Origin of the sequence: Teichococcus vastitatis (assembly GCF_003604215.1) — a bacterium.
GTDB classification, from domain to species: domain Bacteria; phylum Pseudomonadota; class Alphaproteobacteria; order Acetobacterales; family Acetobacteraceae; genus Pseudoroseomonas; species Pseudoroseomonas vastitatis.
On record NZ_QXGS01000010.1, the window covers coordinates 1 to 25,864 of the forward strand.

Annotated in this window: 22 protein-coding genes; 14 read left to right on the forward strand and 8 right to left on the reverse strand. The window is 68.1% G+C overall.

The genetic code is table 11. The annotated features are described in order from the left end of the window. Positions 1 to 570: 570 nt before the first annotated feature. From D2K64_RS13570 to D2K64_RS13585, 4 genes are all read left to right on the forward strand, one after another. Positions 571 to 1,326 carry a DUF1194 domain-containing protein gene (locus D2K64_RS13570; RefSeq protein WP_120008918.1) on the forward strand — a complete coding sequence of 252 codons (756 nt, stop codon included), beginning with the start codon at positions 571 to 573 and terminating at the stop codon, positions 1,324 to 1,326. Between the two features lie 122 nt (positions 1,327 to 1,448). Further along, positions 1,449 to 2,807: an MFS transporter gene (locus tag D2K64_RS13575; protein ID WP_120008919.1), complete on the forward strand. Its 1,359-nt coding sequence runs from the start codon at positions 1,449 to 1,451 to the stop codon at positions 2,805 to 2,807. Positions 2,808 to 2,836: 29 nt separating this feature from the next. Then, complete coding sequence (locus D2K64_RS13580; RefSeq protein WP_120008920.1) at positions 2,837 to 3,136, forward strand: DUF3253 domain-containing protein; 300 nt, start codon at positions 2,837 to 2,839, stop codon at positions 3,134 to 3,136. Then, complete coding sequence (locus D2K64_RS13585; RefSeq protein WP_120008921.1) at positions 3,133 to 4,887, forward strand: ABC transporter ATP-binding protein/permease; 1,755 nt, start codon at positions 3,133 to 3,135, stop codon at positions 4,885 to 4,887. The genes D2K64_RS13580 and D2K64_RS13585 overlap by 4 nt, the downstream gene beginning before the upstream one ends. 3 nt (positions 4,888 to 4,890) lie before the next feature. On the opposite strand, the gene D2K64_RS13590 is transcribed toward D2K64_RS13585, so the two are convergent. Beyond that, the gene (locus tag D2K64_RS13590) at positions 4,891 to 5,610 is read right to left on the reverse strand and encodes a GntR family transcriptional regulator (protein WP_120008922.1); all 720 of its coding nucleotides are present in this window, start codon (positions 5,608 to 5,610) and stop codon (positions 4,891 to 4,893) included. Positions 5,611 to 5,768: 158 nt separating this feature from the next. Here D2K64_RS13590 and D2K64_RS13595 point away from each other — a divergent pair, with 158 nt between their 5' ends. From D2K64_RS13595 to D2K64_RS13615, 5 genes are all read left to right on the forward strand, one after another. Beyond that, on the forward strand, positions 5,769 to 6,731 hold the full coding sequence (locus D2K64_RS13595; RefSeq protein WP_120008923.1) for a 2-hydroxyacid dehydrogenase: 963 nt from the start codon (positions 5,769 to 5,771) through the stop codon (positions 6,729 to 6,731). Positions 6,732 to 6,746: 15 nt separating this feature from the next. Further along, on the forward strand, positions 6,747 to 8,498 hold the full coding sequence (gene araD / locus D2K64_RS13600; RefSeq protein ID WP_120008924.1) for an L-arabinonate dehydratase: 1,752 nt from the start codon (positions 6,747 to 6,749) through the stop codon (positions 8,496 to 8,498). Positions 8,499 to 8,511: 13 nt separating this feature from the next. After that, positions 8,512 to 9,234 (forward strand): ribonuclease activity regulator RraA, encoded by a 723-nt coding sequence (locus tag D2K64_RS13605; protein WP_120008925.1) that lies wholly within the window; start codon positions 8,512 to 8,514, stop codon positions 9,232 to 9,234. A gap of 68 nt (positions 9,235 to 9,302) precedes the next feature. Further along, positions 9,303 to 10,268 carry a Bug family tripartite tricarboxylate transporter substrate binding protein gene (locus D2K64_RS13610; protein WP_120008926.1) on the forward strand — a complete coding sequence of 322 codons (966 nt, stop codon included), beginning with the start codon at positions 9,303 to 9,305 and terminating at the stop codon, positions 10,266 to 10,268. Positions 10,269 to 10,309: 41 nt separating this feature from the next. Next, a complete protein-coding gene (locus D2K64_RS13615; RefSeq protein ID WP_120008927.1) occupies positions 10,310 to 11,290 on the forward strand; it encodes a Bug family tripartite tricarboxylate transporter substrate binding protein in 981 nt (326 codons plus the stop codon). Between the two features lie 43 nt (positions 11,291 to 11,333). Here D2K64_RS13615 and D2K64_RS13620 read toward each other — a convergent pair whose 3' ends face one another. Both D2K64_RS13620 and ggt read right to left on the reverse strand, forming a co-directional pair. Beyond that, positions 11,334 to 12,824 (reverse strand): amidase, encoded by a 1,491-nt coding sequence (locus D2K64_RS13620; RefSeq protein WP_120008928.1) that lies wholly within the window; start codon positions 12,822 to 12,824, stop codon positions 11,334 to 11,336. A 24-nt stretch (positions 12,825 to 12,848) separates the two neighbouring features. Beyond that, entirely contained in the window at positions 12,849 to 14,453 is a 1,605-nt protein-coding gene (ggt, locus tag D2K64_RS13625; protein ID WP_120008929.1) for a gamma-glutamyltransferase, read from the reverse strand. A gap of 109 nt (positions 14,454 to 14,562) precedes the next feature. Here ggt and D2K64_RS13630 point away from each other — a divergent pair, with 109 nt between their 5' ends. Further along, positions 14,563 to 14,904, forward strand: a complete 342-nt coding sequence (locus D2K64_RS13630) for a tRNA-binding protein (RefSeq protein WP_120009014.1) — start codon at positions 14,563 to 14,565, stop codon at positions 14,902 to 14,904. Positions 14,905 to 14,908: 4 nt separating this feature from the next. Continuing rightward, positions 14,909 to 15,388 (forward strand): xanthine phosphoribosyltransferase, encoded by a 480-nt coding sequence (gene gpt, locus D2K64_RS13635; RefSeq protein WP_120008930.1) that lies wholly within the window; start codon positions 14,909 to 14,911, stop codon positions 15,386 to 15,388. 34 nt (positions 15,389 to 15,422) lie between these two features. Here the strand turns inward: gpt and D2K64_RS13640 are convergent, their stop codons facing one another. From D2K64_RS13640 to D2K64_RS13655, 4 genes are all read right to left on the reverse strand, one after another. Beyond that, positions 15,423 to 16,415, reverse strand: coding sequence for a D-2-hydroxyacid dehydrogenase (locus D2K64_RS13640; RefSeq protein WP_120008931.1), 993 nt, complete (start codon positions 16,413 to 16,415; stop codon positions 15,423 to 15,425). Positions 16,416 to 16,473: 58 nt separating this feature from the next. Then, entirely contained in the window at positions 16,474 to 17,640 is a 1,167-nt protein-coding gene (locus tag D2K64_RS13645; protein ID WP_120008932.1) for a nicotinate phosphoribosyltransferase, read from the reverse strand. Further along, on the reverse strand, positions 17,637 to 19,013 hold the full coding sequence (locus D2K64_RS13650) for a class II 3-deoxy-7-phosphoheptulonate synthase (protein ID WP_120008933.1): 1,377 nt from the start codon (positions 19,011 to 19,013) through the stop codon (positions 17,637 to 17,639). Before D2K64_RS13650 ends, D2K64_RS13645 begins: the two co-directional genes overlap by 4 nt. Before the next feature lie 152 nt (positions 19,014 to 19,165). Further along, the gene (locus D2K64_RS13655) at positions 19,166 to 20,617 is read right to left on the reverse strand and encodes an N-acyl-D-amino-acid deacylase family protein (protein WP_120008934.1); all 1,452 of its coding nucleotides are present in this window, start codon (positions 20,615 to 20,617) and stop codon (positions 19,166 to 19,168) included. A gap of 187 nt (positions 20,618 to 20,804) precedes the next feature. On the opposite strand from D2K64_RS13655, the gene D2K64_RS13660 reads away from it, so the two are divergent. Together D2K64_RS13660 and D2K64_RS13665 are read left to right on the forward strand one after the other, a co-directional pair. Continuing rightward, on the forward strand, positions 20,805 to 23,156 hold the full coding sequence (locus tag D2K64_RS13660) for a penicillin acylase family protein (RefSeq protein WP_120008935.1): 2,352 nt from the start codon (positions 20,805 to 20,807) through the stop codon (positions 23,154 to 23,156). Positions 23,157 to 23,218: 62 nt separating this feature from the next. Next, on the forward strand, positions 23,219 to 24,199 hold the full coding sequence (locus D2K64_RS13665) for an aldo/keto reductase (protein WP_120008936.1): 981 nt from the start codon (positions 23,219 to 23,221) through the stop codon (positions 24,197 to 24,199). Here the strand turns inward: D2K64_RS13665 and D2K64_RS13670 are convergent. Then, on the reverse strand, positions 24,196 to 24,714 hold the full coding sequence (locus tag D2K64_RS13670; protein WP_120009015.1) for a YaiI/YqxD family protein: 519 nt from the start codon (positions 24,712 to 24,714) through the stop codon (positions 24,196 to 24,198). The genes D2K64_RS13665 and D2K64_RS13670 overlap by 4 nt on opposite strands. Before the next feature lie 84 nt (positions 24,715 to 24,798). Here D2K64_RS13670 and D2K64_RS13675 point away from each other — a divergent pair, with 84 nt between their 5' ends. Further along, positions 24,799 to 25,833, forward strand: coding sequence for an amino acid ABC transporter substrate-binding protein (locus tag D2K64_RS13675; RefSeq protein WP_120008937.1), 1,035 nt, complete (start codon positions 24,799 to 24,801; stop codon positions 25,831 to 25,833). Positions 25,834 to 25,864 lie beyond the last annotated feature (31 nt).

The following is a 25,864-nucleotide window of genomic DNA, read 5'->3' on the forward strand; positions in this document are numbered from 1 at the left end:
CGACCGCCGATGGCGTGCGCGAGCCGCAGAACCGCCGCGTCGAGATCGTGCTGCGCTAAGCCGCATCACCTCCTCGCTGGACCTCAAGGAAAGGGCGCCGCAAGGCGCCCTTTCTGCATTCAGGCGGCGGATCGTTCAATCCGCCAGTTCCCGACAGAAGCTTACATCCTGGCGGGAGGCATGCCCGGAGGGTCGCCGATCGGCGGAATGTCGGGCGTATCGGGTGTCGGATCGCCGGGTGACGGAGGGTCCTGGATCGGCGGCTCCGGCAGGTCTGGGCCTGGCGGCTCATGGGGCGGCGGCGGAATCGGCTGGGGCGGATCGCTTGGCGGCAATGGAAGCTGAGCCAGCCATCCTGCAGTCGCCGCATCTGAATCGGGTGGGCTGATCGGGCGCATGGCACATCCTTCGGTTCGGCTCCTGATCCAACGGTACCTTTCCCATCGGGTTGCCGAGATCGGCCGGCATCCCGGGCGTCAATATGGCCCAACTCATGTTGCAGTGCACAATGGATCTGGCTAGGTTGGTTCCAGGAAACAGCTGCTCGCGGCCCAGAGGCATGAGGGTCTGATGCGACGTCGAGAGATCTTGCTTCAACTGTCCACGGGTGTGCTGGCGGCGCCAGCCCTGTTATCCGCACGGCGCGCGAGCGCCATCGAGCCTGTGGACGTGGAACTGGTGCTGGCGGTAGATGTCAGCCGTTCGGTGGATCCCGCGGAACAGGAACTCCAGTTCCGCGGCTATGCGGCGGCTTTTCGTGATCCGAGATTGATCGACGGCATCCGCAACGGTCCGCTGGGTTCCATCGCCGTCAGCTTCTTCACCTGGTCCGACTGGAACATCCAGGAATTACTGGTGCCCTGGATCCGGATTGACGGCACCGCCAGCGCCGCGCGCTTGTCCGATGCGCTGGATGCGGCTCCGCGCCGGACGCACCTCTACACCTCGATCTCGGGTGCCATTGATTACGCAGCCGGGCTGTTCGGTCGGAGCTACGAGGGCACGCGCCAAGTGGTGGATATCTCGGGCGACGGGGTGAACAATTCCGGCCGTCCGGTGGCGCAGGCTCGGGCCGAAGCCCTCCGCCGAGGCATTGTCCTGAACGGTCTGGTTGTGCTGGACCGCACGCCGCCTCCGCCGCAATTCGCCGCTTTGCAGCAGCCGCTCGATGATTACTACATGGACGAGGTTATTGGCGGCCCTGGCTCCTTCCTGATGGTGGCGGAAGGCTTCCAGGCCTTTGAAGGGGCCGTGCGGCGCAAGATCATCCGCGAGATCGCCAGCAAGCCTCCGGCAGGTCCGCCCGCGGAACGCGCCACCGCCTGACGCCATGCGCGGTGCGGGGTGCCACCCCGCTTCAACGCCATAACAAAAATGGCGGGCCGCCCTGGCGCAGCCTGCGTCGACGGCGCAGTTTTCTTCCACGCCGATGGAGGATGCAGCGCAGCATGCAGCAACAGGATCAGGATGGGCTTCCTCCCGGCCAGCGCCGCGGCGCCGTGGCGGCTATCGCGGTCGCCATCGCCCTCGCCGTGATCGACAGTTCGATCGCCAACGTGGCCCTGCCCGCCATCGCCAGCGACCTCCACGTGCCGCCCGCCGATGCCATCCTGGTGGTCAACGCCTACCAGATCGCCGTTATCATGTCCCTGCTGCCCCTGGCCTCGCTGGGGGAGAAGCTGGGCTACGAGCGCATCTACCGCTGCGGCCTGATCCTGTTCATCATCAGTTCGTTCTTTTGCGCCATGGCCGACTCCCTCACCGGCCTCACCCTGGCGCGGATCGCGCAGGGCTTCGGCGCGGCCGGACTGATGAGCGTCAACACGGCGCTGGTGCGGCTGATCTATCCGCAAAGCCTGCTCGGGCGCGGCATGGGCATCAATGCGCTGGTGGTGGCGAGTTCCTCGGTCCTCGGCCCCGGCGTCGCCTCGGCGGTGCTGAGCGTGGCACATTGGCCGTGGATCTTCGCCCTGAATATTCCGGTCGGCCTTCTGGCCCTGGCGCTGGCGTTGCGCTTCCTGCCTTCGACGCCGCGTGCCAGCCGGCGCTTCGATGCGTTCAGCGCGATTCTCAGCGCCGGGACCTTCGGGCTGCTGATGACGGGCGCGGAGCAACTGGCACGCGGCGCGTCCGGTTTGGCTGCCGTGCTGTTGATGGCCGCCGGGCTGGTCTGCGGCGCCCTGCTCTGGCGCCGGCAGAGTGGACGGGCAGCGCCGCTGCTTCCGGTGGACCTGCTCCGCATCCCGATCTTCGCCCTGTCCATCGCCACCTCCGTCGGCTCCTTCGCGGCGCAGATGATGACCTTTGTCGCGCTGCCCTTCTTTTTCCAGCATGACCTGGGTCGCACCCAGGTTGAAACCGGCCTGCTGATGATGCCATGGCCCCTGGCGCTCATCGTGATGTCGCCCCTGGCGGGCCGCGTGTCCGACCGCGTTCCGGCCGGGCTGCTCGGCGGGGTCGGGCTGGCCGGAATGGCGATGGGGTTGGGCTTGTTGGCGTTCCTGCCACCTGCTCCGGATGCCGTTGACATCGGGTGGCGCATGGCGTTGTGCGGCCTGGGCTTCGGCTTGTTCCAGACGCCCAACAACCGGACCCTGCTGACGGCGGCGCCGCGCGAGCGAAGCGGGGGCGCCAGCGGCATGTTGTCGACGGCGCGGCTGACGGGCCAGACGCTCGGTGCCGCCATGGCCGCGCTCTGCCTCAGAACCGTCCAAGGCGGGCCGCAATTCGCGTTGCTCGTCGCCGCCTGCATCGCCGCTGCGGCCGCGCTGATCAGCTTCACCCGACTGCGCGCTGCACCGCGCTGAACCTCATCCCGGCCAACAGGACCTGCTGCATGACCCCGCCTTTCGCGCGCCCCTCCCCCGAGGCGCTGACCGCTGAAATTCTGCGCCGCACCGCCGAGACCGGATCCGACAAATCGATCTGCCCCAGCGAGGTGGCGCGCGCCCTGGCACCCGAGGAACACTGGCGCAGCCTGATGGGCCCGGTGCGGGATGCCGCGCTGGCGCTGCTGCGCGAAGGCCGGATCGAGATCCTGCGAAAGGGCAAGCCCGTGTCCGCGGATGCTGTTCGTGGCGTCATCCGCCTGCGGGCCGCCGGAACCGGCGCGCCCCGGGAGCCTGATGAGGCATGAGCGAGGCGCCGCCGCCGCGCCCGGGCCGCCGCAGCGCCGCACCCTTCCTGAACGAGGCCTGGACGCTGATCCGCCCCTATTGGAACAGCGAGGAGCGCTGGAAAGCACGCGGGCTCCTCGCCGTGGTCGTGGTGCTGAACCTGGCGCTGGTCGGCATGGGCGTGCTGCTCACCTACTGGCAACGCGCATTCTACAACGCCCTGGAGGCGAAGGATTTCCCCGCCTTCACGGGGCTGATCCTGTGGGGCCGCAGCGATGCCGATGGCTTCATGCCAGGCTTCACCCTGGTCGCGGCCATCTACATCCTGGTGGGCGTGTACGCGCTGTATCTGCAGCAGGCGCTGGAGATGCGCTGGCGGAGCTGGCTGACGGAGCGGCTGCTATCCGGCTGGCTGGAAGGCCGCGCCTATTACCGCATTGCCCTGACCGACCGCGGTACCGACAATCCCGACCAGCGCATCGCCGACGATACCCGCTTGTTTGTCCAGGATAGCCTCGGCCTGGGACTCGGCCTGATGAATGCGGCGGTGACGCTGGCTTCCTTTATCGTGGTGCTGTGGGGCCTATCGGGGCCGATGGAGATCCTGGGCGTCTCGATCCCCGGCTACATGGTCTGGGTGGCCCTGATCTACTCGGTTCTCGGAACCTGGCTGGCTCACCTCATCGGACGCAAGCTGATCGGCCTGAACTTCCTCCGCCAACGAGTGGAAGCCGATTTCCGATACGCCCTGGTGCGGTTCCGCGAGAACATGGAAGGAGTCGCCCTGCATGGCGGCGAACCGGAGGAACGGCGCGGGCTGCTCAACCGCTTCGGCGCAGTGATCCAGAACTGGTGGGGCATCATGCGCGCCACCAAGCAGCTGACCTTCTTCACCTACGGCTATGACCAGCTCGCGACGATCTTTCCCCTCGTGGTCGCGGCCCCGGCCTTTTTCGCGGGCCGGATCCAGCTGGGGGGCTTGATCCAGACCACCTCGGCCTTCCGGGAGGTCCAGGGCTCCTTGTCCTGGTTTGTCACCAACTATGCCCGCCTCACCGAATGGCGGGCCACGGTGGAGCGGCTAACAGGCTTCCAGACGGCGCTTGCGGGCGCGCAGGCCGCGTCCGGCGCGGGCGCCCGGCGCCAGGCGGCACCTGACGGGCCGCTCCGTGCCGAGAAGCTGACGATCGCGCTGCCGGACGGGCGTGTCCTGGCGCAGGAGACGGGGCTTGAGCTGCAGCCGGGCGAGGCGGTGGTGATCACCGGCGCATCCGGCAGCGGCAAATCCACCTTGTTCCGGGTGCTGGCCGGCATCTGGCCGTTCGCCACTGGAACCATCGAGGTTCCTGACGGCGAAGCCTTGTTTCTCCCCCAGCGGCCATACCTTCCCCTGGGAACACTTCGGCACGCTCTCGCCTACCCACATGATGCGTCCGAGTTCAGCGATGCGGCACTCCTCTCGGCCCTGGAGAAGGCTGGGCTGACGAGCCTGCACAGCCGGCTGGATGACCAGGACGCCTGGGACAAGCGGCTGTCGGGCGGTGAACAGCAAAGGCTGGCGATTGCGCGCGCCCTGCTGCTCAAGCCGGCCTGGCTGTTTCTGGACGAGGCGACCGCCAGCTTGGATCCGGACAGCGAGGAAGCCGTGTACCGGGCGCTGCGGCAGGAACTGCCTGCCACCGCCATCCTGTCGATCGCCCATCGGCCCGCCGTGGCGCGGTACCATGACCGGGTGTTGCGCTTCGCTGGCGGCAGTCTTCATCCCGCCTGACGATCAGGCGGCGTCGGCCGCGAAATAGCCGGGATAGGCAGCCCGGATCTCGGAAAGATGGGCCAGGGTATCCGTGAGGTGCCGCCGCAGCACCGCCTCGGCATGATCCGCCCGGCCCGCCAGGATCGCTCCGGCCAGGGCCTGGTGGTCCTCCAGGATGGCGGCTGCCTTGCCCGGGCTCGGCAGGTGCAGACGCCGCAGGCGGTCGAGATGGCCGCTGCGGCTGCTCACCAGCGTCCAGAGGCTGCCGATCCCGCCGGCCTGGTAGAGCAGCACATGGAACAGCGCATCGGCATCCACCAGGCCATCATGGTCGCCGGAGGCAACAAGCAGGCCCTGCTGCTCCAGGCTGTCATGCAGGTCGTGCCTCAATGTGGCGGATGGATCCTGCGCGAGGCTGCGCACCAGCTCCAGCTCGACGGCGCGGCGCAGGAACAAGGCTTCCCGTGCGTTGCGCAGGTCGATCAGCGCCACCCGCGTGGAGGCACTCGGCACAACCTCCACGAGGCCTTCCGACTCAAGCCGGATCAGCGCCTCCCGGACCGGCGTCTGGCTGATGCCGAGCCGGGCGGCGAGCAAGGCGCGCGACAATGACGCGCCCGGGCTCAGCTCGAGCGCCAGGATCGCCGCGCGAAGCGCCTCATAGGCGAAGCCGGCGGCACTCTGCCGCCGTCCGATCGGCTGCAGCAGCGAGGTGGCCTTGGACGACAGGGGCACGGTCATACCCCACCCTAGCACCACACCGCGAAATCCGAAATATCGGTCGCTTGTCAGATGACGCGACATGGCCTAGCGTCGCTCCACAGCCAGCCCAAGAGCTGCGGCAAGGGAGGAACGATCAAGGCCGCGTTGGCCTGCTCTCCCGCCGCCCGGAGAGTCCATTGAACGCTTCCCCGCCGCGCATCCTTGTTGCCCGTCGCCTCACGCCCGCTGCCACGGAACGCGCCCGCCGCGACTTCGACGCGCAGATCGTCGAGCATGACCTCGACACGGCGGAGGTCATGGATGCGCTACGACAGCGCCCGGTTGAGGCCATCCTGATCGGCCCCAAGGTGCGGCTCGACGCCGCCGCCGTGGCCGCATTGCCCGATGGTCTGAAACTCATTGCCAATTCCTCCGTCGGTTACGACCACATGGATGCCGAGGCTGCCAGGGCGCGCGGACTGATCGTCACCAACACGCCCGACGTGCTGACGGATTGCACCGCCGACCTCGCCTTTCTGCTGCTGCTCGGGGCCTGCCGCAGGGCCCATGAATACGAGGCGATCATGCGCAAGGGCTGGCGGCAGGGCTTCGGCATGCCGGACATGCTGGGCGTCCGGCCCAGCGGCAAGACCCTCGGCATCGTCGGGATGGGCCGCATCGGGCGAGCCATGGCGGAGCGCGCCCGCGGGTTCGGAATGCGCATCCTCTATCACAACCGTTCGCGCCTGCCGGCCGATCTGGAGCAGGGTGCCGAATACTTTGCGGACCTGCACAGCATGTTGCCGCATTGCCAGATCCTGTCGCTGCACCTGCCGGGCGGCCAGGCCGGGACGCTGATGGATGCGGCGGCGTTCGCTGCGCTGCCCAAGGGGGCAGTGTTTGTCAACACGGCGCGCGGTTCCCTGGTGGATGAGGACGCATTGATCGAGGCGCTGACCCATGGGCAGCTCTTCGCCGCCGGTCACGATGTGTTCCGCAAGGAACCCGATTACGACATGCGCTTCGCGGCCCTGCCCAATGTCTTCATGGCACCGCACATGGCCAGCGCGACCCGTGAAACGCGCGACGCGATGGCGATGCGCGCCCTCGACAACATCGCCGCCGTTGCTGCCGGCCGCGGCCCCATCGACCCCGTCTGATCCGAAGGTCCCATCATGTCAGCTTCACCCCTGCCCCGCGTCAAAACGGTTGAGGAGTTCCGCAGCCGCCGCTGGTTCGGACCCGCGGATCTGCGCTCCTTCGGCCACCGCTCCCGTGCCATGCAGATGGGCTACGCGCCGGAGGAATGGACCGGCAAGCCGGTCATCGCCATCATCAACACTTGGTCCGACCTCAACCCGTGCCACACGCATTTCAAGCAGCGCGTGGAGGATGTGAAGCGCGGCATCCTGATGGCCGGCGGCTTCCCGGTCGAGCTGCCGGCGATCTCGGTCTCGGAAAGCTTCGTCAAGCCCACCACCATGATGTATCGCAACATGCTGGCCATGGAGACGGAGGAGCTGCTGCGCTCCCACCCCATCGACGGCGCGGTGCTGATGGGCGGCTGCGACAAGACCACGCCGGGCCTGCTGCTGGGCGCCACCAGCATGAACATCCCCGCCATCTTTCTGCCCGCCGGCCCGATGCTGCGCGGCAACTGGCAGGGCAAGTTCCTCGGCTCCGGCTCGGATTCGTGGAAGTACTGGGATGAGCTGCGCGCCGGCAAGATCACGGACCAGGACTGGCTGGCGGTGGAAGGCGGCATCGCGCGCTCCTACGGCACCTGCATGACCATGGGAACGGCCTCCACCATGACGGCCATCGCCGAGGCGGTGGGCATGGTGCTTCCGGGCGGGTCCTCGATGCTGGCGGCCGATGCCGGGCACATCCGCCTCGCGTCTGAAAGCGGGCGGCGCATTGTGGACATGGTCTGGGAAGACCTGACGCCGCAGAAGATCCAGACGCGCCCGGCCTTCGAGAACGCGATTGCCGTCGCCATGGCGATGGGCTGCTCCACCAACGCCATCATCCACCTGATCGCCATGGCCCGCCGCGCCGGCCAGGATATTGGTCTGGAGGATTTCGAGCACTACAGCCGCAAGGTTCCCGTCATCGGCAATGTCCGGCCCTCCGGCAATGCCTATCTGATGGAGGATTTCTATTACGCCGGCGGCATCAAGGCGCTGATGAACCAGATCACGGAACATCTCGACCTGTCCTGTCTGACCTGCACCGGCCGCACGCTCGGCGAGAACATCGAAGGCGCCAAGGTCCACAACGACGACGTCATCCGCACCACAAGCAATCCGATCTACGGCGAAGGCTCGCTCGCCGTGCTGAAGGGCAACCTCGCGCCGGATGGTTGCGTCATCAAGCCCGCCGCCATGGACCAGCGCTTCCTGAAGCATTCCGGCCCGGCCGTGGTGTTCGACGATTACCCGTCCATGAAGAAGGCGGTGGACGACGAAAGCTTCCCCTTCACTCCGGACACGGTGATGGTGCTGCGCAATGCCGGCCCGCAGGGCGGCCCGGGCATGCCAGAATGGGGCATGCTCCCGATGCCGAAGAAGCTGCTGAAGATGGGCCTGCGCGACATGCTGCGCATCTCCGATGCCCGCATGAGCGGCACCTCCTACGGCGCCTGCGTGCTGCATGTCGCGCCGGAAAGCTGGATCGGCGGCGCGCTGGCACTGCTCAGGACGGGCGACGTCGTCGACCTCGACGTGGATGCGCGCACCATCAACATGCGCGTCTCCGACGAGGAGCTGGCGGCGCGCCGGGCCGAGTGGAAGGCGCCGCCGGAGCGTTTCGGCCGCGGCTATGGCTGGATGTTCACCAAGCACATCCAGCAGGCCCATGAAGGCTGCGACTTCGACTTCCTGAAAACCGAATTCGGCCGCCCGGTCGAAGAACCCGTCATCTACTGAGCCGGAGCGACCCATGAGCCTGTCTCCCGAGACCTGCGCCAAGCTGAAGACCATCAGCACCGCCACCCTGGCCACCGCGCTCTACAAGCGCGGCTTCCGCAGCCAGATGATCCAGGGCGTGCAGCCCGTGGGCGGCCGGATCAGGGCTGAGTCCATGGTCGGCGAGGCCTTCACCCTGCGCTACATGCCCGCGCGCGAGGATCTGAACCAGCTGACGGTGTTCCGCGACCGCGGCCATCCACAGCGCAAGGCGGTGGAGGAATGCCCGCCCGGCGCCGTGATGGTGATGGACAGCCGCAAGGACGCGCGCGCCGCATCGGCCGGCGGCATCCTGATCACCCGCCTGCAACAGCGCGGCGTTGCCGGCGTGGTTACCGACGGGGGCTTCCGGGACAGCGCCGAGATCGGCCAGCTGGACATGCCGGCCTATCACGCGCGCCCCTCAGCACCGACCAATCTGACGCTGCACCAGGCTATCGACATCAATGTGCCGATCGGTTGCGGTGACGCGCCGGTGTTTCCCGGAGACGTCATCGTCGGCGATGCCGATGGCGTCATCGTCATCCCGGCGCATCTGGCCGACGAGATCGCGGCGGAAGCGGTGGAGATGACCGCGTTCGAGGATTTCGTCACGGAGGAAGTGCGCGGAGGTCGCTCGATCCTCGGCCTCTACCCGGCGACGGACGAGCAGACCCTGACCGATTTCGCCGCCTGGCGGCAGCGCAACGGGCGCTGACCGGGCTTCCGGTTCATCAATGCATGGGGCGGCGCCGGATGGTGCCGCCTCCAGAGGAACGCACAAGAATGAAGCTGACCAAGACCGCCGCGGTGGCCTGCGCGCTGTCGCTCACCGCCCTGCCCGCGCTGGCACAGAACACCTACCCCACCCAGCCGATCCGCCTCATCGTGCCGTTCTCAGCCGGCACGTCCGACACGGTTGCCCGGCTCGTCGGCCAGGAGATGAGCAAGGCGCTGGGCCAGCCCATCGTGGTCGAGAACCGCGCCGGCGCCGGCGGCAACATCGGCAGCGAGGCCTGCGCCCGCGCACCGGCGGATGGCTACACCCTGTGCCTCGGCACGATCAGCAGCCACGCCATCAACCCGGCCATCTACCCGAAGATTCCCTACAACAACCTGCGTGACTTCGCGCCGGTCTCGCAACTCGCGTCGCAGCCCAACGCGCTGGTGGTGACGCAGGACTTCCCGGCGAAGGACGTCAAGGGGCTGGTCGAGACTTTGAAGGCGAAGCCCGGCACCTACAATTATGGCAGTTCCGGCGTCGGCACCTCGATTCACTTGGCAGGATCTCTGTTCGCGCAGCTGACCGGCACAGAGATGGAGCATGTCCCCTATCGCGGCAGCGGACAGGTGATGACGGCGTTGCTGACCGGCGAATTGCCGGTCGCGTTTGACAATTTCTCCTCTGCCTGGCCGTTCGCTCGCGAAGGCAAGATGCGCATCCTGGGCGTCACCTCGCTGACGCGCAGCGCGACGGCACCCGACATCCCGACGGTGGCGGAAACCGTGCCGGGCTTCGAAAGCCTGTCCTGGCATGGCTTGTTCGTCCCGGCCGGCACGCCGCCCGCGATCGTGGAGCGCCTGCACAAGGAGGCGGTGGCGGCGCTCGCACAGCCTTCCGTGCAGTCACGCTTCAAGGATCTGGGCATCACTCCCGTCGGCAACACGCCTGAGCAGTTCAGCGCCTTCATCGCCAGCGAAACCAAGCGCTGGGGCGAGGTCGCACAGAAGGCCAAGATCGAGATCGACTAACTAGCGCCGGCCGAGTGTTGCACCCCCGAGGAGACAACCGCATGAAGCGACGCATTCTGTTGCAGGCCGGTGCGCTAAGCATGCCGGCGCTGGCGCTGGGCCGCATGGCCCTGGCGCAGTCCTGGCCAAGCCGGCCGGTCACCATGATGGTGCCCTTTGCGCCGGGTGGCTCCTCCGATATCATCGGGCGGGCCGTGGCTCAGCGGATGAGCTTGACCTTGCCGAAGCCGGTGGTGGTGGAGAATCGCCCCGGCGCCGCCGGCGAGGTCGGCGCGCGGCTGCTGGCACGGGCGGAGCCGGATGGCCACCTGCTTATGGCCGCACCGATCAGCACCTTTGCCATCAACAAGGCGCTGCGGCCGCAGCTGGGCTATGATCCGGTGACCGACTTCACCAACCTGACCCTCTCGGTCACCACGCCCAACGTGCTGGTGGTCAATCCGGCCCAGGTGAAGGCCGGCACGCTGCAGGAATTCATCGCCTGGCTGAAGCGCACAGGCGCGCAGGATTCGTATTCGTCCAGCGGCGTTGGCTCCTCGGACCACCTGACGGCGGAGCTGTTCAACCAGCGCACCGGATCGCGCGTGGCGCATATTCCCTATGCGGGTGGAGCGCCGGCCACCACGGACCTGATCTCCGGCACGGTGCAGATGTCGTTCCAGAACCTCGGCTTCATCACGCCCTTCATCCGCGACAAGCAGGTGAAGCCGCTGATCGTTACTTCCGAGGAGCGGCACCCCCTGCTGCCTGACGTACCAACAGCCGCCGAGGCAGGGCTGGAGGATTTCGTGGTGTATTCCTGGCAGGCCATGGCGGCGCCGCCGAAGATGAACCCCGCTCTGGTGCAGCAGATCCATGGCTCGATCATCGAGGCCCTGCGGCAGCCGGAGGTGGTGAAGCAGATGGATCTCATCGGTTTCAGCATCGTCGGCAACAGCCCGGAAGAATTCCAGGCCTTCCAGACGAAGGAGATCGAGCGCTGGACGCAGGTTGTGCGGGCCGGAAACATCCGGCCTGAATAAAGCGGAACGGCGGGCGCGCCGGCCGGCGCGCCCGCCTTCACGGTCAGTCGAAGCTGAGAAAGCCGGGCATGCCGCTGATCGGCCCGGCCGCACGGAGTTTCGCCAGATCCGGCACCGGCCGCGCCAGGGTGGCGTCGCCGGCCACCGCAGCCTCGATGGCGCCGGCCACCGCGATCACCAGCGCATCGCCGCCGCGGGGCCCGACGATCTGCAGGCCGAACGGCATCCCGGCGCGGTCGACGCCCAGCGGCAGGCTGATGGCAGGATGCCCCGGCAGGGTGACCGCATAAGCGAGCGCTAGCCAATGGAAGTAGCTCTTGGTCGGCTGGCCGTCGATCTCGGCCGGGTACAGCTCGCTCCATGGACGCGGCGACAGGGTGATGGCGGGCGAGATCACCACGTCGACGCCCGCCTCGAAGAAGGCCTGCCAGCGGCGGTAGATCTGTGTCTGCAGCACCGAGGCACGCGCCACGTCGGAGGCGCTGTAGTTCAACCCCTCCTCCACGTTGGCGCGTACGTTCGGACCGACCATGTCCGGGCTGCGGCGAACCTTCTCCTCGTGCGACGCCAGGAAACTCAGGGCTCGAAGGATGGCGAAAGCCTCATCGGCGCCGCTGCAATCCGGGTGCTTCTCCTCCACGCCGCCGAACAACGACATCAGCGCCGCGACGCGCTCGGCGAACACCTCGCGGATGTGGCGCTCGGTCGGCGCGAAGCCGAAATCCGCCGTCGCCGCGACGCGCAGGGTCGACAGGTCGATGCTTTCGTTGAACGCCAGGCCGTGCCGCACATCGGTGTCCGGCAGGGTATAGGCCAGCGGGTCCAGCGCATGGTCCGCCGCCATGGCCGCCATCATCAGCGACAGATCGCCGACGTCGCGGGCCATCGGGCCGAGCACCGGCAGGTTCGACCAGCCGAGCAGGCGACGCTCTGCCGGCACCAGGCCGGGGCTGGGCCGAAAGCCGACGATGCCATTGAACGCGGCCGGATTGCGCAGGCTGCCGCCCGTGTCGGAGCCACTGGCCAGAGGCACCATGGAGCAGGCCAGCGCCACCCCGGAACCGCCGGAGGACCCGGCGGCCGACCGGCTCGGGTCGAACGGATTGCCGGTGGCGCCGTAAACGGCATTCCGCGTGTTGGCTCCGGCGCCAAATTCCGGCGTGTTGGTCTTGCCCAGCACGATGCCGCCCGAGGCACGAAGATCGGCCACCATGCGGCTGTCGCTCGCCGCGACGTTGTCGCGGAACAGCGGACTGCCGAAGGTGGTCTTCAGCCCCGCCGCATCGTCGAGATCCTTGATGCCGAGGGGAAGGCCGTGCAGCAGGCCGAGCGTCTCCCCCGCCATCACGTCCGCTTCAGCCTGCCGCGCGGCGGCGCGCGCACCCTCCTCATCCAGCGCCACCATGGCGTTGACGGCGTGGTTCACCTCGCCGATCCGCCTGAGACAGGAGTCGAGCAGCTCGACCGGCGACAGCTTCTTGGTGCCGATCAGGCGGCGCGCCTCGACGGCGGACAGGTCGCAGGCTTCAGTCACGGAAGAAGATCCTTTCAACACGGCTCAGTAGCCCAACGCACAGCCATCCTTGCGCGGATCGGAGCCGCCGATGAGCACTCCGCGCGCATGGTCGATGAGAATGGCCTGGCCGCCGCCATGGGGCTTGTCGATCAGCTCGCAATCGTGGCCCATGCGGTTCAGGCGGTCCACCACGGCGGAGGGGATGCCGCGCTCCACCTGCAGCTTGCCGCCGTAGGGGAACAGGCGCGGAAAATCGAGGGCCGCCTGCACATCCATGCCGAACTCGAAATGGTTGCTCAGAACCAGCGTCTGGCCCATTGGCTGGAAGTGCCCGCCCATCACACCGTAGGGCATGATGGCGCGGCCATCCTTCACCACCATGCCGGGGATGATGGTGTGCATCGGCCGCTTGTTGGGGGCGATGCAGTTCGGATGGCCTTCCTGCAGCCGGAAGCCGAAACCGCGGTTCTGCAGCATCACGCCGCTCTTCTCGGCCAGGATGCCGGAACCGAAACCCTCGAATAGCGAGTTGATGAAGGAGCATGCGTTGCCATCCGCGTCGACGACGCAGAGATAGACCGTGTCCTTGTGCCGTACCCAGTCCGCCGTGCCTGCTTCCGGCAGCTGCTTCATCGCAACATCGTCACGGATGATCCCGCGCAGCGCGGTGGCGTATTCGGCGCTGGTCAGCCGCGCGACCGGAACGTCGACCAGCGCGGGATCGGCCAGGAACGCGTCACGGTCGCGATACGCCAGGCGGGCTGTCTCGACGTGGCGATGCAGGCGTTCCACCGAGAGCGGCCCGGCTTCCGGCGTTTCGAAACCGCCGAGGACCCCCAGCATGGACAGCACCAGCAGGCCGGAGCCATTGGGCGGGCACTGAAAGATGTCCAGGCCGCGCCACCGGCTCTGGATGGGCGTCACGAACTCGGCGACATCCAGGCCGGCGGCGAAATCCGCCTCGGTGTGGCTGCCCCCGGCCGCCTGCAGGGCGGCCACCATGTCGGCCGCGATCTCGCCCTCATAGAAGGCCTTGGCCCCGCGCTCACCGATCGCCCGCAAGGTGCGGCCCAGCGCTGGCTGGCGGAACATGTCGCTCGCGGCGAAAGCTTGGCCGTCCTTCAGGAAATGGCGCGCCGTGGCTTCCTGGAGGGACAGCTTGTGGACGCTGGCCGCCCAGTCGCTGGCCACGCGGGCATGCACCGGGTGCCCTTCCTCGGCCACTTTGGCGGCAGGCGCCAGGATCTCGGCCAGCGACAACTTGCCATGCGCCTCATTCAGCTTGGCCCAGGCGGAAATGGCGCCCGGAACCGTCACCGAATGGGCGGAGGTGCTGACCATGGCCGTCAGGCCATCGGCACGGAGGCGCTCCGGCGTGGCACCCGCGGGTGCGCGGCCGGAGCCGTTCATCGCCACCACCTGGCCACTGCCGGCGGGTGCGTAGAGGCAGAAGCAGTCGCCGCCGATGCCGGTGGATTGCGGCTCCACCACCGCCAGCATGGCAGCCGCCGCGATGGCGGCATCCATCGCATTGCCGCCCTGGCGCAGGATGTCGATGGCCGTCAGCGTGGCGATCGGCATGGATGTCGCCGCCATGGCATGGGTGGCATGAACGGCGCTGCGGCCGGGAATATGGAAGTCGCGCATGGTATGAAGCCCTCCGCAGGCTGAGTCGGATTGGGAACGCTGCCACGGACCGGCCCCGGCATCAATGCGGCCACTTCCGCATCGGCCCGGGCTGCGCTATCCGGAACCGATGCAAGGCACCGCAACGATCGACGATTTCGACCGCCTCGACATCCGTGTCGGCACCGTGCTCGATGCGGAGCCGCTGGAAGGCGCCCGGAAACCCGCCCTCAAGCTGGTGATCGATTTGGGCCAGGAGATCGGTACCCGCCACTCCTCCGCCCAGCTTACGGCACATTATACGCCGGACAAGCTGATCGGGCGGCAGGTGCTTTGCGTGGTGAATTTCCCGCCCCGCCGCATCGCCGGCTTCCAGAGCGAGGTCCTGACCTTGGGCCTGCCGGATGCCGATGGCGCGGTGGTTCTGCTTCGACCCGATTTCGCCGTCCCCAATGGCGGCAGGATGTTCTGACGCCATGGCGCAGCGCTACTACACCGTGAGCTGGGACCAGCTTCATCGCGACAGCAAGGCCCTGGCCTGGCGGCTGGTCGAGAAAGGCCCCTGGAGGGGCATCGTCGCCATCACGCGCGGCGGGCTGATCCCGGCGGCGATCATCGCGCGCGAGCTGGATTGCCGCATGATCGAGAGCGTATCGGTCATCACCTATGACGAGGAAAAGCTCGGCAAGCCGGAGGTGGCCAAGCCTCCGACGGCGGCCGGCGACGGCGAAGGCTGGCTGGTGCTGGACGATCTGGTGGACACCGGCAGCACGGCCAAGGTGGTGCGCGCCATGCTGCCCAAGGCCCACATGGCCACCGTCTACGCCAAGCCGGCCGGCAAGCCGCTGGTTGATACCTTCGTCATGGAAGTGAGCCAGGACACCTGGATCCTGTTCCCCTGGGACACGGAACAGCAATTCGTGCCGCCGATCGCCCGTTCCGCCCAGCCCAAATAGGGTTCAGCCCGGCGCTGCCGCGCCGGGCGCCTCCTCAATAGCCGCGGTCCGGACGAATCAGGTTCGGCAGTTCCTGCCCTGCCCGCTCCGCACGGATATTCTCCAGCAGGATGTCCAGGCTGCGGTCGTTATAGGTGCCCGGGTCGTCGGCCGACATGTGCGGCGTGACCAGCAGGTTGGGCGTGCGCCAGGCGCGATGGTCCGGCGGCAGCGGTTCCGGCACGGTGACATCCGTGACCGCGGCGCCGAGATGCCCCGCTTCCAGCAGGTCGCACAGCGCGTCCTGGTCCCACAGCGGCCCGCGTCCGATGTTGAACAGCTTGGCGTCTTTCGGCAGCAATCCGAAGCGGCGGCGATCCATCAGGTTCTGGGTCTCCGGCGTCAGCGGGCAGGCCAGAACCAGAAACTCGGCCTCCGGCAGGATGCTGTCCAGCTCCTGCTGCGGAACCACCTTCTCGCAGGCCGGGTGCGGCGTGTTGCCGTGGCGCACGCCGATCACCCGCATGCCGAAGTGCCGCGCGTGCTCGGCGATGGCGCCGCCGAGCGAGCCCAGCCCGACCACCACCGCCGTTCGCCCTGCCAGGACGCTGCCGAAGCGGGGTTGCCACTGCGCCTCGCGCTGGCGGTCGGCGAAGAAGGGCACATGATTGGCCAGCATCAGCAGCGCCATGATGCCGAACTCGCCCGCCTTGCGGGCATGGGTACCGCGATTGTTCAGCAGCACCACCCCGGGCGGCAACCAGTCCAGCGGCAGCAGGCGGTCGATGCCGGCGGAGGTGCAGAACACCATGCGCAGCTTCGGAGCCCGGCCGCCCAGATCGCCGCCCATCATCTGGGCATGAACGATTTTGGTCCAGGTGACGACCACCTCGGCCTCGGCCAGTGCCGGATCCAGCCCGGCCGGATCGCTGCTGAAGCTGACCTGGAGGTCATCCAGGTCGGGATACCGCGACAGGGCGGCGTCCCACTGCTCGGGCGTGATGGGAAACAGGACTTCATCCGGGGGATTCTGCACATGGATACGCATGCGCGGACCCTCGCATGGCGGGCCGCGTCGTCAAGCCCGCATGCGCGTCAACGCGGCCTCAGCCCTGGCTCTTTTTCCGTTCGCCGTTGCGGTGCAGCAGGAATTCGCGACCCAGCTTGACCCGCGCCACGCCATCATAGGCCACGATATCGGCGGTGGCGTAGGTTTCGCTCCAGGTGTTGGGGATGAAGCTGCCGGTGCCGACCACGTCGATCGGCGCCTTGGCCTCGGCCATCACGCGGCACTTGCTGACGCCGAAGCCCGAGGAGGCGACGATGCGCACCTTGGGGAAACCGGCCTCGTTCAGCGCCTCGCGCATGCGCCAGATGGCAGCGGCGGACACGCCGGTACCGACCAGGTGGCGCAGCTCGGTTTCCGAGCGGTAGCGCCGGATGGCCCCCGGCACGTGGCGCTCCAGCACGGCGTAGGATTCGGCCGGATCGAGCCCCTGCAGGAAGCGGCCGCCATGGGTGTCCAGCCGCACCCCCAGCTTGCCGGCGGCGGCCAGTTCCGGGAAGCGCTCGCACACGGCCAGGCTGTCCGTCACCTCCCGGCCGAAATAATCCACTAGAACGGTCAGCGGCTCGTCCGGATAGGTCTCGTGAAACATCTCGGCGGCCCGGACCGTGCTGCCGGCATAGCCGATCAGGGCATGCGGCATGGTGCCGTAGCCATGGTCCTTGCCGAACCAATGGGCCGTGGCGTCATTGGCGCCGCCGGTGAAACCCTTGGCCCCTTCCCGCTGCGCGGCCGCACCGCCGACCGCCGCCGCGTAGGACATCATCTCCTGCATCTCGGCGCCAGCGCAGTGCCGCGCCTCCATGGCCAGGAAGGCCGATTGCGGCAGCTCCACGCACATCTGGAAGGCGTTGTGCGCCGCGACACAGGGCGGCCCGAGCTTCTGCAGGTACAGGGTTTCGAGGTCGGTCAGCTGCGTAAAGGAACCGGTCAGGTAGACGATCGGATCGCCCGCACCCACCCACTCGCCTTCCTGGTGCATCAATTCGACCTCGAATCGCGTGTTCCGTGCTTCGGCAACGCGAGCCAGCCAGTCCAGCATCAGGCGCGGCGCGGACACCACGGGCCGGCGCATGAACACGGCGTAGGTCACAGTGGCATCGCCGAACCGGCTGACGATCGCCTTGGTGCGGTTGAAATACGCGTCCGTCCGGGCAGCAATGAACGAATCGGCGTCCGGGCGGTCTCCTTCCACGCCCCCACTCATTGCGCGGCGATCAGCGGGGCGGCGACGGGCTGGCGACGGGCCTTCAGCTCCTCGGCCACCAGGAAGGCCAGTTCCAGCGCCTGCTCGGCGTTCAGCCGCGGATCGCAGAAGGTGGCATAGTTGGCGGACAGGTCGGCCTCGGTCAGCTGATGGGCGCCGCCGACGCATTCCGTCACGTCGGTGCCGGTCATCTCCACATGCACGCCGCCGGGCCAGGTTCCCTCGGCGGCATGGGCATCGAAGAAGCCGCGCAGCTCGGCGAGGATGGCATCGAAGGAGCGGGTCTTGTAACCGCCCGCCGTGTGGGTGTTGCCGTGCATCGGGTCGGAGATCCAGACCACCTCGCGTCCCGCCTGCTTCACCGCGCGCAACAAGGGCGGCAGCTTCTCGGCAATCTTCTGGGCACCCATGCGGCTGATCAGTGTCAGCCGGCCGGGCTGGTTCTGCGGGTTCAGGATCTCGGTCAGGCGCACCAGTTCATCAGGGTCGGTGGTCGGGCCGACCTTGAGGCCCAGCGGGTTCTTCACGCCGCGCAGGAATTCCACATGCGCGCCGTCGGGCTGCCGCGTGCGGTCCCCGATCCACAGGAAGTGGGCGGAACAGGCGTACCACTCCCCCGTGGTCGAATCGACGCGGGTCAGCGCCTGCTCATAGGGGAGCAGCAACGCTTCGTGGCTGGTGTAGAACTCGGTTTCGCGGACCTGCGGCAGGTTGGACATGCCACAGGCGCCCATAAAGCGCAGGGTCTCGTCAATGCGGGCAGCCAAGTCCTGGTAACGGTCCGCCAGGGGCGAGCGCGCCACGAAGCCGAGGTTCCATCGATGCACCTCGTGCAGGTCGGCATAGCCGCCAGTGGCGAAGGCGCGCAGCAGGTTCAGCGTTCCCGCCGACTGCATGTAGGCGAATTCCATCCGCGCCGGATCGGCCAGCCGGGCCTCGGGCGTGAAATCCGATCCGTTGATGATGTCACCACGGTAGGATGGCAGCGTCACCTCGCCCTGCGTTTCGGTGTCCGAGGAGCGCGGCTTGGCGAACTGGCCCGCCATGCGTCCCAGCTTCACCACCGGGAGGGAGGAACCGAAGGTCAGCACCACCGCCATCTGCAGCAGTACCCGGAAGGTGTCGCGGATCGGATTGGCGCGGAAATCGGCAAAGCTCTCGGCGCAGTCACCGCCCTGCAGGACGAAGCCCTGCCCTTGCCCGGCCTGTGCCAGCGACTGCTGCAACCGGCGTGCCTCGCCGGCGAAGACCAGCGGCGGATAGCTTGCGAGCCGCGCTTCCATGGCCTCCAGCTTGGCCTGTTCGGGATAATCCGGCACCTGCCGGACCGGCATCTCCCGCCAGCTTCCCGGCTGCCAACCACGCACCGTCATGACACTCAGCGTCCTCAACACAGTTCCTAGCCGGCCACACTAGACCGAGGCCGGGGCGCAGGGCTACGCCCCATCCGCCCCGAAGCCGCATGGCAGCCCAAGGCTGGGGGCTGGCGGTGTTCCGGTGGACCGGAGCAACACGCGCCTCCCCGTCAGCGGTTGCGCGTCACCAGGCGGCCGGGCTTCTCGCCGGTTTCCTTGCCGCCGGCGAAGGTTGCCACCCCATTGGCCCAGACCTGCTCGATGCCGACGCTCATCTGGATCGGGTCCTCGAAGGTGGCATTGTCGATCACCGTGGCCGGATCGAACAGCACCAGGTCGGCATAGGCGCCTTCGCGGATCACGCCGCGATCCACCATGCCGAAGATCTGCGCCGCTCGGCCGGTCATCTTGTGCACCGCCGTTTCCATGTCGAACAGGCCAAGCTGCCGGGCATAGAAACCCAGCACGCGCGGAAAGGTGCCCCAGAGCCGCGGATGCGGCTTGGCATCGTGCGGAATGCCGTCCGAGCCGATGATCGACAGCGGGTGGCGCATGATGCGGCGCACATCCTCCTCGTCCATCTGGAACATCACGCATCCCGCCGGCAGCAGCCGCTCGGCCGCGGCGCGCACATCCGTGTTCCAGCCCCGCGCGATCTCCGACAGGTCGCGCCCGGCCATCTCCGGATACGGTACCGACCAGGTGATCACGGTGCGGATGTCGTCGCGCATTCGGTCCGGCATCAGCACGGTGGAGCCGGCCGGATAGGGATACATGTCGAAGGCCACTTCCTGCATCGAGGCAGCCGCCTCGATCAGCGCCAGCGTCTGCACGCTGCGGCCATAATTCTCCGGCATCGAGCATTTGTGGTGGCTGATGTGCACCGGCATGCCAAGCCGCGTGCCGATGCGCAGCGTTTCCTCGATCGAGGCCAGGACGTGATCCGCTTCGTCGCGCATGTGGCTGGTGTAGAGGCCGTCGGTGGTGCGCAGCGCCTCGCCTACCGCGATTACCTCCTCCGTCGTGGCCGCCTTGTTGAGAGGGTAGAACAGCCCCGTGGAGAAGCCCGAGGCACCTTCCAGCAGCGACTGCTTCAGCCGCGCGTGCATGCGGTGGATCTCATGGTCCCGGGCCGGGCGGTGAACGTCGCCCGCCATGGCCTCGACACGCAGCGTCTGGTGGCCGACCAGGGCGTAGGTGTTGACCTCGCTGCCCCGCGTCTTGAGGGCGTGGGCGTAGTCGCCGAAGCTGTCGAAAGTCCACCACTGCTCGTCGCCCAGCAGATCGAGCGGCGCCGGCGGGCGCTTGTCCGTGTGGCGCATCGGCGCCAGCGACACGCCGCAATTGCCAACCACCACCGTGGTGACGCCCTGGCTGATCTTGCACAGGGTGCATTGCGGGCCGCAGAGCACGGCGCGGTCATCATGGGTGTGAGCATCGATGAAGCCGGGCGCGATCGCCTTGCCGGTACCGATCACCTCCCGGTCGGCACTGGCACCGCCGAGGTCGCCGACCCCGACGATTCGGTCCCCGGTGACGCCCACATCGCCGATGCGGCGCGGCATGCCGGTGCCGTCGAAAATGGTGGCATCACGGATGATCAGGTCGCAGCGCAGCGCCATGGGCTTGTCCTTCGGTCATGCAGCCTCAGCTCGGGCGTGATCATGCGCCCGGTCCGCCCGGTGTTCCAGGGCAAGCCGGAGGTTTTCTGCGCGGCACCAGACGCGGCAACAGAGAGGCCCGGCCGCATTGCCGTGCGACCGCACCGCTTCTAGCTTCCAAAGCCAGCCAAAGCAGAAAGACCCCCCGATGACCCAGACCGCGCCCCGCGACGAGTTTCTCACGGTGGAAGGGCTGCGGCAGCCCGCCTCCATCTCGGTCGATCGTTGGGGAGTCGCGCATCTGCGGGCGGAGGGCGAGCACGACCTGTTCTTCACCCAGGGCTTCAACGCGGCGCGGGACCGGCTGTGGCAGATCGACCTCTGGAGGAAGCGGGGCCTCGGCCAGCTCGCCGCCGATTTCGGACCGGGCTATCTGGCGCAGGACTACGCATCGCGCCTGTTCCTTTATCGCGGCGACATGCAGGCGGAATTCGAGAGCTACGCGCCCGATGCACGGGCCATCTGCGAGGCCTTCGTTGCCGGCATCAACGCCTATGTGGCGCTGGTGGAGGCGGATCCCCGCCGGATGCCGCCGGAGTTCACCGCCCTTGGCACGCATCCGGCGCGGTGGGCGGCGGACGATGTGGTGCGCATCCGCAGCCATTGCCTGACCCGGAACGCCTTGTCGGAGATCCTTCGCGCCGCCGTGCTGTCGCGCGCCGACCTGGCCACCGACCTGCTGCGGAAGAACCTGGAGCCGATGCGCCAGCCGGTGCGGCCGGACGGGCTGGACCTGTCAGCCCTCGGGACCGAATGCCTCGAAACCTTCAAGCTGGCCACCGCCGCCGTGACCTTCTCGCGCGCGCGGCTGCAGGCGCCGCTCGACGAATGGCGGCGCTGGTCGCGGCTGGACGACCAGGGCGCCGTGATCGAAGGGGCTGAGATGGAAGGCTCCAACAACTGGGCCATCCATGGCAGCCGCACGGAAAGCGGGCGGCCGATCCTGGCCAGCGACCCGCACCGGGCCCATGCCGCACCCTCCCTGCGCTACCTGGTGCACCTGGACAGCCCCGGCTTCAACGCCGTCGGCGCCGGCGAGCCGGCGGTTCCCGGCATCTCGATCGGGCACAATGGCACCGCTGCCTTCGCCCTGACCATCCATGGCGCGGACCAGGAGGACGTCTACGTCTACGAGAGCACCGGCGATTCCTACCGCTACGGCAACGGTTCTGAGGCGATGCAGGTGATCGAGGAATCCTTCGCGGTGAAGGGGCATGCGTCGCAAACGCTGAGCCTGCGCTTCACCCGGCACGGGCCGGTGGTCGCGCGGGACGTAACGGGCGGCCGGGCGGTCGCCATCCGCACCGTCTGGTCACTCCCCGGCGCGGCGCCTTACCTGGCCAGCCTTTCCGCGATGCGGTCCCGCTCATTGGATGAGTTCCGGGCCGCGCTGCGGCGCTGGGGCACGCCCTCGGTGAACATGGTCTACGCGGACTTGGCCGGCACCGTGGCCTGGAGTCCGGCCGGCTACGCGCCGCAGCGGCCGAACTGGGACGGGCTGCTGCCGGTGCCGGGCGATGGGCGCTACGAATGGTCGGGGGTGCTCGACCCGGCCGAGCATCCCTGGCGCGTCGACCCCCTCCAGGGCTTCGTGCACAGCGCCAACGAGCAGAACCTGCCGGAGGATTGGCCGCACGAGCACAAGACCTATGGCTACGAATGGACCGAAGCTTCCCGCGCCCGTCGGATCCGGGAAGCACTGACCCGCGGGCCGCTGCTGACACTGGAGGACTGCACCGCGCTGCAGACCGACGTCACCTCCCTGCCCGCGCGGCGCCTTTGCAGGCTCATTGAGGCGTTGCCGCGTGGAACCGAGCCGGAACTCTGGGCCGCCCAGACGCTGCTGGAAGATTGGAACCATCGCCTGGAGGCCGGCAGCGCCGCCGCCGCGCTGTTCGAGGTGTTCCTGGCCAAGCACCTGAAGCCACAGCTGCTGGCGGCGCTGGTGCGGGACGCGGCGCTGCGCCCGCTGCTGTTGCCGCAGGATACCGAGAGCCTGCTGCGGGCCGTGGAACAACCCGATCCACGCCTCGGCGTGGATCCTGCGGCGGCCCGGGACTCGCTGCTGGCGCGGTGCCTGGTGGCGGCATTCCGCGACTGCGGGGAGCGCATGGGGCTGTCGCCATCGGAATGGTCCTGGGGGCGCCTGCATCACGGCCACTTCAGCCATGCCTTGAGCGGGTTGAGCCCGGAGAATGCGCATCTGGATGTCGGCGAGTTCCCGATCGGCGGCAGTGCCAATACCCCCATGCACACGGGCTACCGCCCTTCCGACTTCCGCTGCAACTGGGGCGCCTCGGTGCGGATGGTGATGGATGTGGGGGAGTGGGACAACAGCCTATGCATCAACGCGCCCGGCCAGTCGGGCGATCCCGGCTCTCCGCATTACGCGGATCTGGCGCCGCACTGGGCCCGCGGCGAATACGTTCCCCTGCTCTACTCGCGGGCGGCGGTCGATGCCGGTGTGACCCATCGCATCCTGCTGCGCCCGGCCGGCTGAGACAGGCAGCCCGGCGCCCCGCCCGCGCGTTCACCGCGCACCGGCATCACAAGGAGACAGGCATGCCAGAGCAACGTTTCGCACCACCCGGCCCGCTGGGCTTCGGCGGCGCGCCCCTCGGCGACATGTTCCAGAAGGTCAGCGAGGCCGAGGCCGCCGCCACGCTGCAGGCCGCATGGGACAGCGGCGTGCGCTACTACGACACCGCGCCGCATTACGGCGCCGGCCTGTCCGAGCACCGCTTCGGCGCCGTGCTGCGCGACAAGCCGCGCGACGAATACGTGATCTCCACCAAGGTCGGCCGCACCCTGGTGCCGGACCTGCCGGGCGAAATCGCCCATCCCTTTCTCAGCGCCCTGCCGTTCCGCCGGGTGCAGGATTATTCCGCCGCCGCAGCGCGCCGCTCAGTGGAGGACAGCCTGCAGCGCATGGCGATCGGCCGCATCGATATCGTCTACGTCCACGATGTGGCCGCCGACCACCTGGGCGACGCCTGGGAGGAAGCCTTCGCCACGGCCCGCGACGGCGCCTTCCGCGAGTTGATCAGGATGCGCGAGGAAGGGCTGATCCGCGGCTGGGGCCTCGGCGTCAATCTGACCGAGCCCTGCATCCGCGCCCTCAGGCAATCCGATCCGGACGTGTTCCTGCTCGCCGGGCGTTACAGCCTGCTCGACCTCGCCGGGCTGGAGGAGTTGTTTCCGCTCTGCGCCCAGCGAGGCGCCCATGTGGTGATCGGCGGGCCGTACAATTCCGGTCTGCTGGCCGGCGGCAACACCTTCAACTACGTGGACGCACCGTCCGAGCTGGTGGCGCGACGCGATGCCATGGCGGCCATCGCGCAGCGGCACCAGGTGGACCTGAAGGCGGCGGCGCTGCAATTCTGTGCCGCGCACCCGGTGGTGGCCTCGGTGATCCCTGGTGCCAAGCATCCCGACCGCGTCCGCCAGAACGTGGCGCTGATGGCGCAGCCCATTCCGGCTGACTTCTGGCAGGAACTGAAATCCGCGGGCCACCTGCCGGCGGATGTGCCGGTCCCGGCCTAATCTTCGTCCAGCGGCCGCCACAGCCGGATCACCGGCGTGGTGGCGGCCCGCAGGGCGGCCTGCACCTCCGCCTCCAGCGCCGACAGGAAGCGCGATCGGTCGGAGCCACCCATCGGCGCCGGGCCGCGCGTAGTGGCGCCGATTTCCCGCAGGTGGCGCGCTACCTCCCGCCCGGCCAGCGCGCTGCCGATGTTGTCGGTGGTCCAGACGCGCCCGTTCGGCGCCAGGGCACGTGCGCCCTGTTGCAGGCAGCGCGACGCCAGCGGGATGTCGGCGGTGATGCACACGTCGTGGCGCCGGATGTGCTCGGCGATCCAGTCATCGGCGGCATCTGGCCCTTCCGGCACGATGACGCGGCGGATCCAGTTGGCCTCCGGCAGGCGGATGCCTCGGGCGCCATTGGACACCACATGCACCACGAGGGACATGCGTCCCGCAACGCGGAACACCTCCTCCCGCACGGGGCAGGCATCGGCATCGATCCAAAGCTCGGGGCGGCTCTCGGTCTGTCTCATCCCGGCGGAATAGTTCATCCGCCGGGCCCTGCCCAGCAGCGGCACCGTTCTTGCAACCGTTGGTGCATCCCAACGGAGACCAACATGCGGATTTCCACTTTCCGGCTGGCACTCGCCACCCTCATGGTTCTCGCGCCTGCCTGGTCCATCCGGGCGCAGCCTGCTCCGCCGGGCCCGACGCTCGCGGCCGTGAAGCAGAAGGGATTGCTGGATTGCAGCGCCAATCAGGGCAGCCCGGGCTTCGGAGTTCCGGACAGCCGTGGCGAGCAGCAGGGCCTCGACCCCGATATCTGCCGTGCCATCGCCGCCGCCGTGCTCGGGCCGGATGCGCGCATCCGCTGGACCGTGCTGACCAGCCAGGCACGTATTCCGGCGCTGCAATCCGGGCAGGTGGATCTGGTCGCGCGCACCTTTACCTGGACCCACTCGCGCGAGATCAACGCCGGACTGCAGTTCGGCCCGGTGGCCTTTTATGACGGCCAGGGCTTCCTGGTGCATAAATCGAGTGGCGTCACCGCCGCCGCACAGCTGGAGGGCGCGGCGATCTGCGTCACCGCCGGCTCCACCAACGAGCTGAACCTCGCCGACTGGGCCCGCACCAACAGAATGGATGTCCGCCCCGTGGTGTTCGAGAACAATGAGGACACCCGCAAGGCCTACATCTCCAGCCGCTGCGACGCCTATACGCTGGATGCCAGCCAGCTGGCCGGCTTCATCACCAGTCTGCCGAGAGGCGAGAACGTCATCCTGCCCGACATCATCAGCAAGGAGCCGCTGACGCCCGCCGTGCGCAAGGGCGATCCGCAATGGTTCGACATCGTGCGCTGGACCTTCCACGCCCTGGTGCTGGCCGAGGAACTGGGCGTCACCCGCTCCAATGTGGACAGCATGCTGGGCAGCGCCAACCCGGATGTGCGCCGGCTGCTGGGTGTCAGCGGCGATCACGGGCCGGCCATGGGCCTCGACAAGCGCTGGGCGTACAACGCCATCAAGGCCGTCGGCAATTATGGCGAAATCTTCCGGCGCCACCTGGGCGAGGATTCCGCCCTGGGCCTGCCGCGCGGGCTGAATGCGCTGTGGAACAAGGGCGGACTGATGTACGCGCCGCCGATGCGGTGAGAACGGGCGGGGGAGGCTGCCTCCCCCGCCC

Bases quoted from the DNA above. Each gene is read 5' to 3' on its own strand.
- D2K64_RS13570 (WP_120008918.1), top strand. From the start codon at position 571: ATGCGACGTCGAGAGATCTTGCTTCAACTGTCCACGGGTGTGCTGGCG.
- D2K64_RS13575 (WP_120008919.1), top strand. From the start codon at position 1,449: ATGCAGCAACAGGATCAGGATGGGCTTCCTCCCGGCCAGCGCCGCGGC.
- D2K64_RS13580 (WP_120008920.1), top strand. From the start codon at position 2,837: ATGACCCCGCCTTTCGCGCGCCCCTCCCCCGAGGCGCTGACCGCTGAA.
- D2K64_RS13585 (WP_120008921.1), top strand. From the start codon at position 3,133: ATGAGCGAGGCGCCGCCGCCGCGCCCGGGCCGCCGCAGCGCCGCACCC.
- D2K64_RS13590 (WP_120008922.1), bottom strand. From the start codon at position 5,610: ATGACCGTGCCCCTGTCGTCCAAGGCCACCTCGCTGCTGCAGCCGATC.
- araD (WP_120008924.1), top strand. From the start codon at position 6,747: ATGTCAGCTTCACCCCTGCCCCGCGTCAAAACGGTTGAGGAGTTCCGC.
- D2K64_RS13605 (WP_120008925.1), top strand. From the start codon at position 8,512: ATGAGCCTGTCTCCCGAGACCTGCGCCAAGCTGAAGACCATCAGCACC.
- D2K64_RS13610 (WP_120008926.1), top strand. From the start codon at position 9,303: ATGAAGCTGACCAAGACCGCCGCGGTGGCCTGCGCGCTGTCGCTCACC.
- D2K64_RS13615 (WP_120008927.1), top strand. From the start codon at position 10,310: ATGAAGCGACGCATTCTGTTGCAGGCCGGTGCGCTAAGCATGCCGGCG.
- ggt (WP_120008929.1), bottom strand. From the start codon at position 14,453: ATGCGCGACTTCCATATTCCCGGCCGCAGCGCCGTTCATGCCACCCAT.
- D2K64_RS13630 (WP_120009014.1), top strand. From the start codon at position 14,563: ATGCAAGGCACCGCAACGATCGACGATTTCGACCGCCTCGACATCCGT.
- gpt (WP_120008930.1), top strand. From the start codon at position 14,909: ATGGCGCAGCGCTACTACACCGTGAGCTGGGACCAGCTTCATCGCGAC.
- D2K64_RS13640 (WP_120008931.1), bottom strand. From the start codon at position 16,415: ATGCGTATCCATGTGCAGAATCCCCCGGATGAAGTCCTGTTTCCCATC.
- D2K64_RS13645 (WP_120008932.1), bottom strand. From the start codon at position 17,640: ATGAGTGGGGGCGTGGAAGGAGACCGCCCGGACGCCGATTCGTTCATT.
- D2K64_RS13650 (WP_120008933.1), bottom strand. From the start codon at position 19,013: ATGACGGTGCGTGGTTGGCAGCCGGGAAGCTGGCGGGAGATGCCGGTC.
- D2K64_RS13655 (WP_120008934.1), bottom strand. From the start codon at position 20,617: ATGGCGCTGCGCTGCGACCTGATCATCCGTGATGCCACCATTTTCGAC.
- D2K64_RS13660 (WP_120008935.1), top strand. From the start codon at position 20,805: ATGACCCAGACCGCGCCCCGCGACGAGTTTCTCACGGTGGAAGGGCTG.
- D2K64_RS13665 (WP_120008936.1), top strand. From the start codon at position 23,219: ATGCCAGAGCAACGTTTCGCACCACCCGGCCCGCTGGGCTTCGGCGGC.
- D2K64_RS13670 (WP_120009015.1), bottom strand. From the start codon at position 24,714: ATGAGACAGACCGAGAGCCGCCCCGAGCTTTGGATCGATGCCGATGCC.
- D2K64_RS13675 (WP_120008937.1), top strand. From the start codon at position 24,799: ATGCGGATTTCCACTTTCCGGCTGGCACTCGCCACCCTCATGGTTCTC.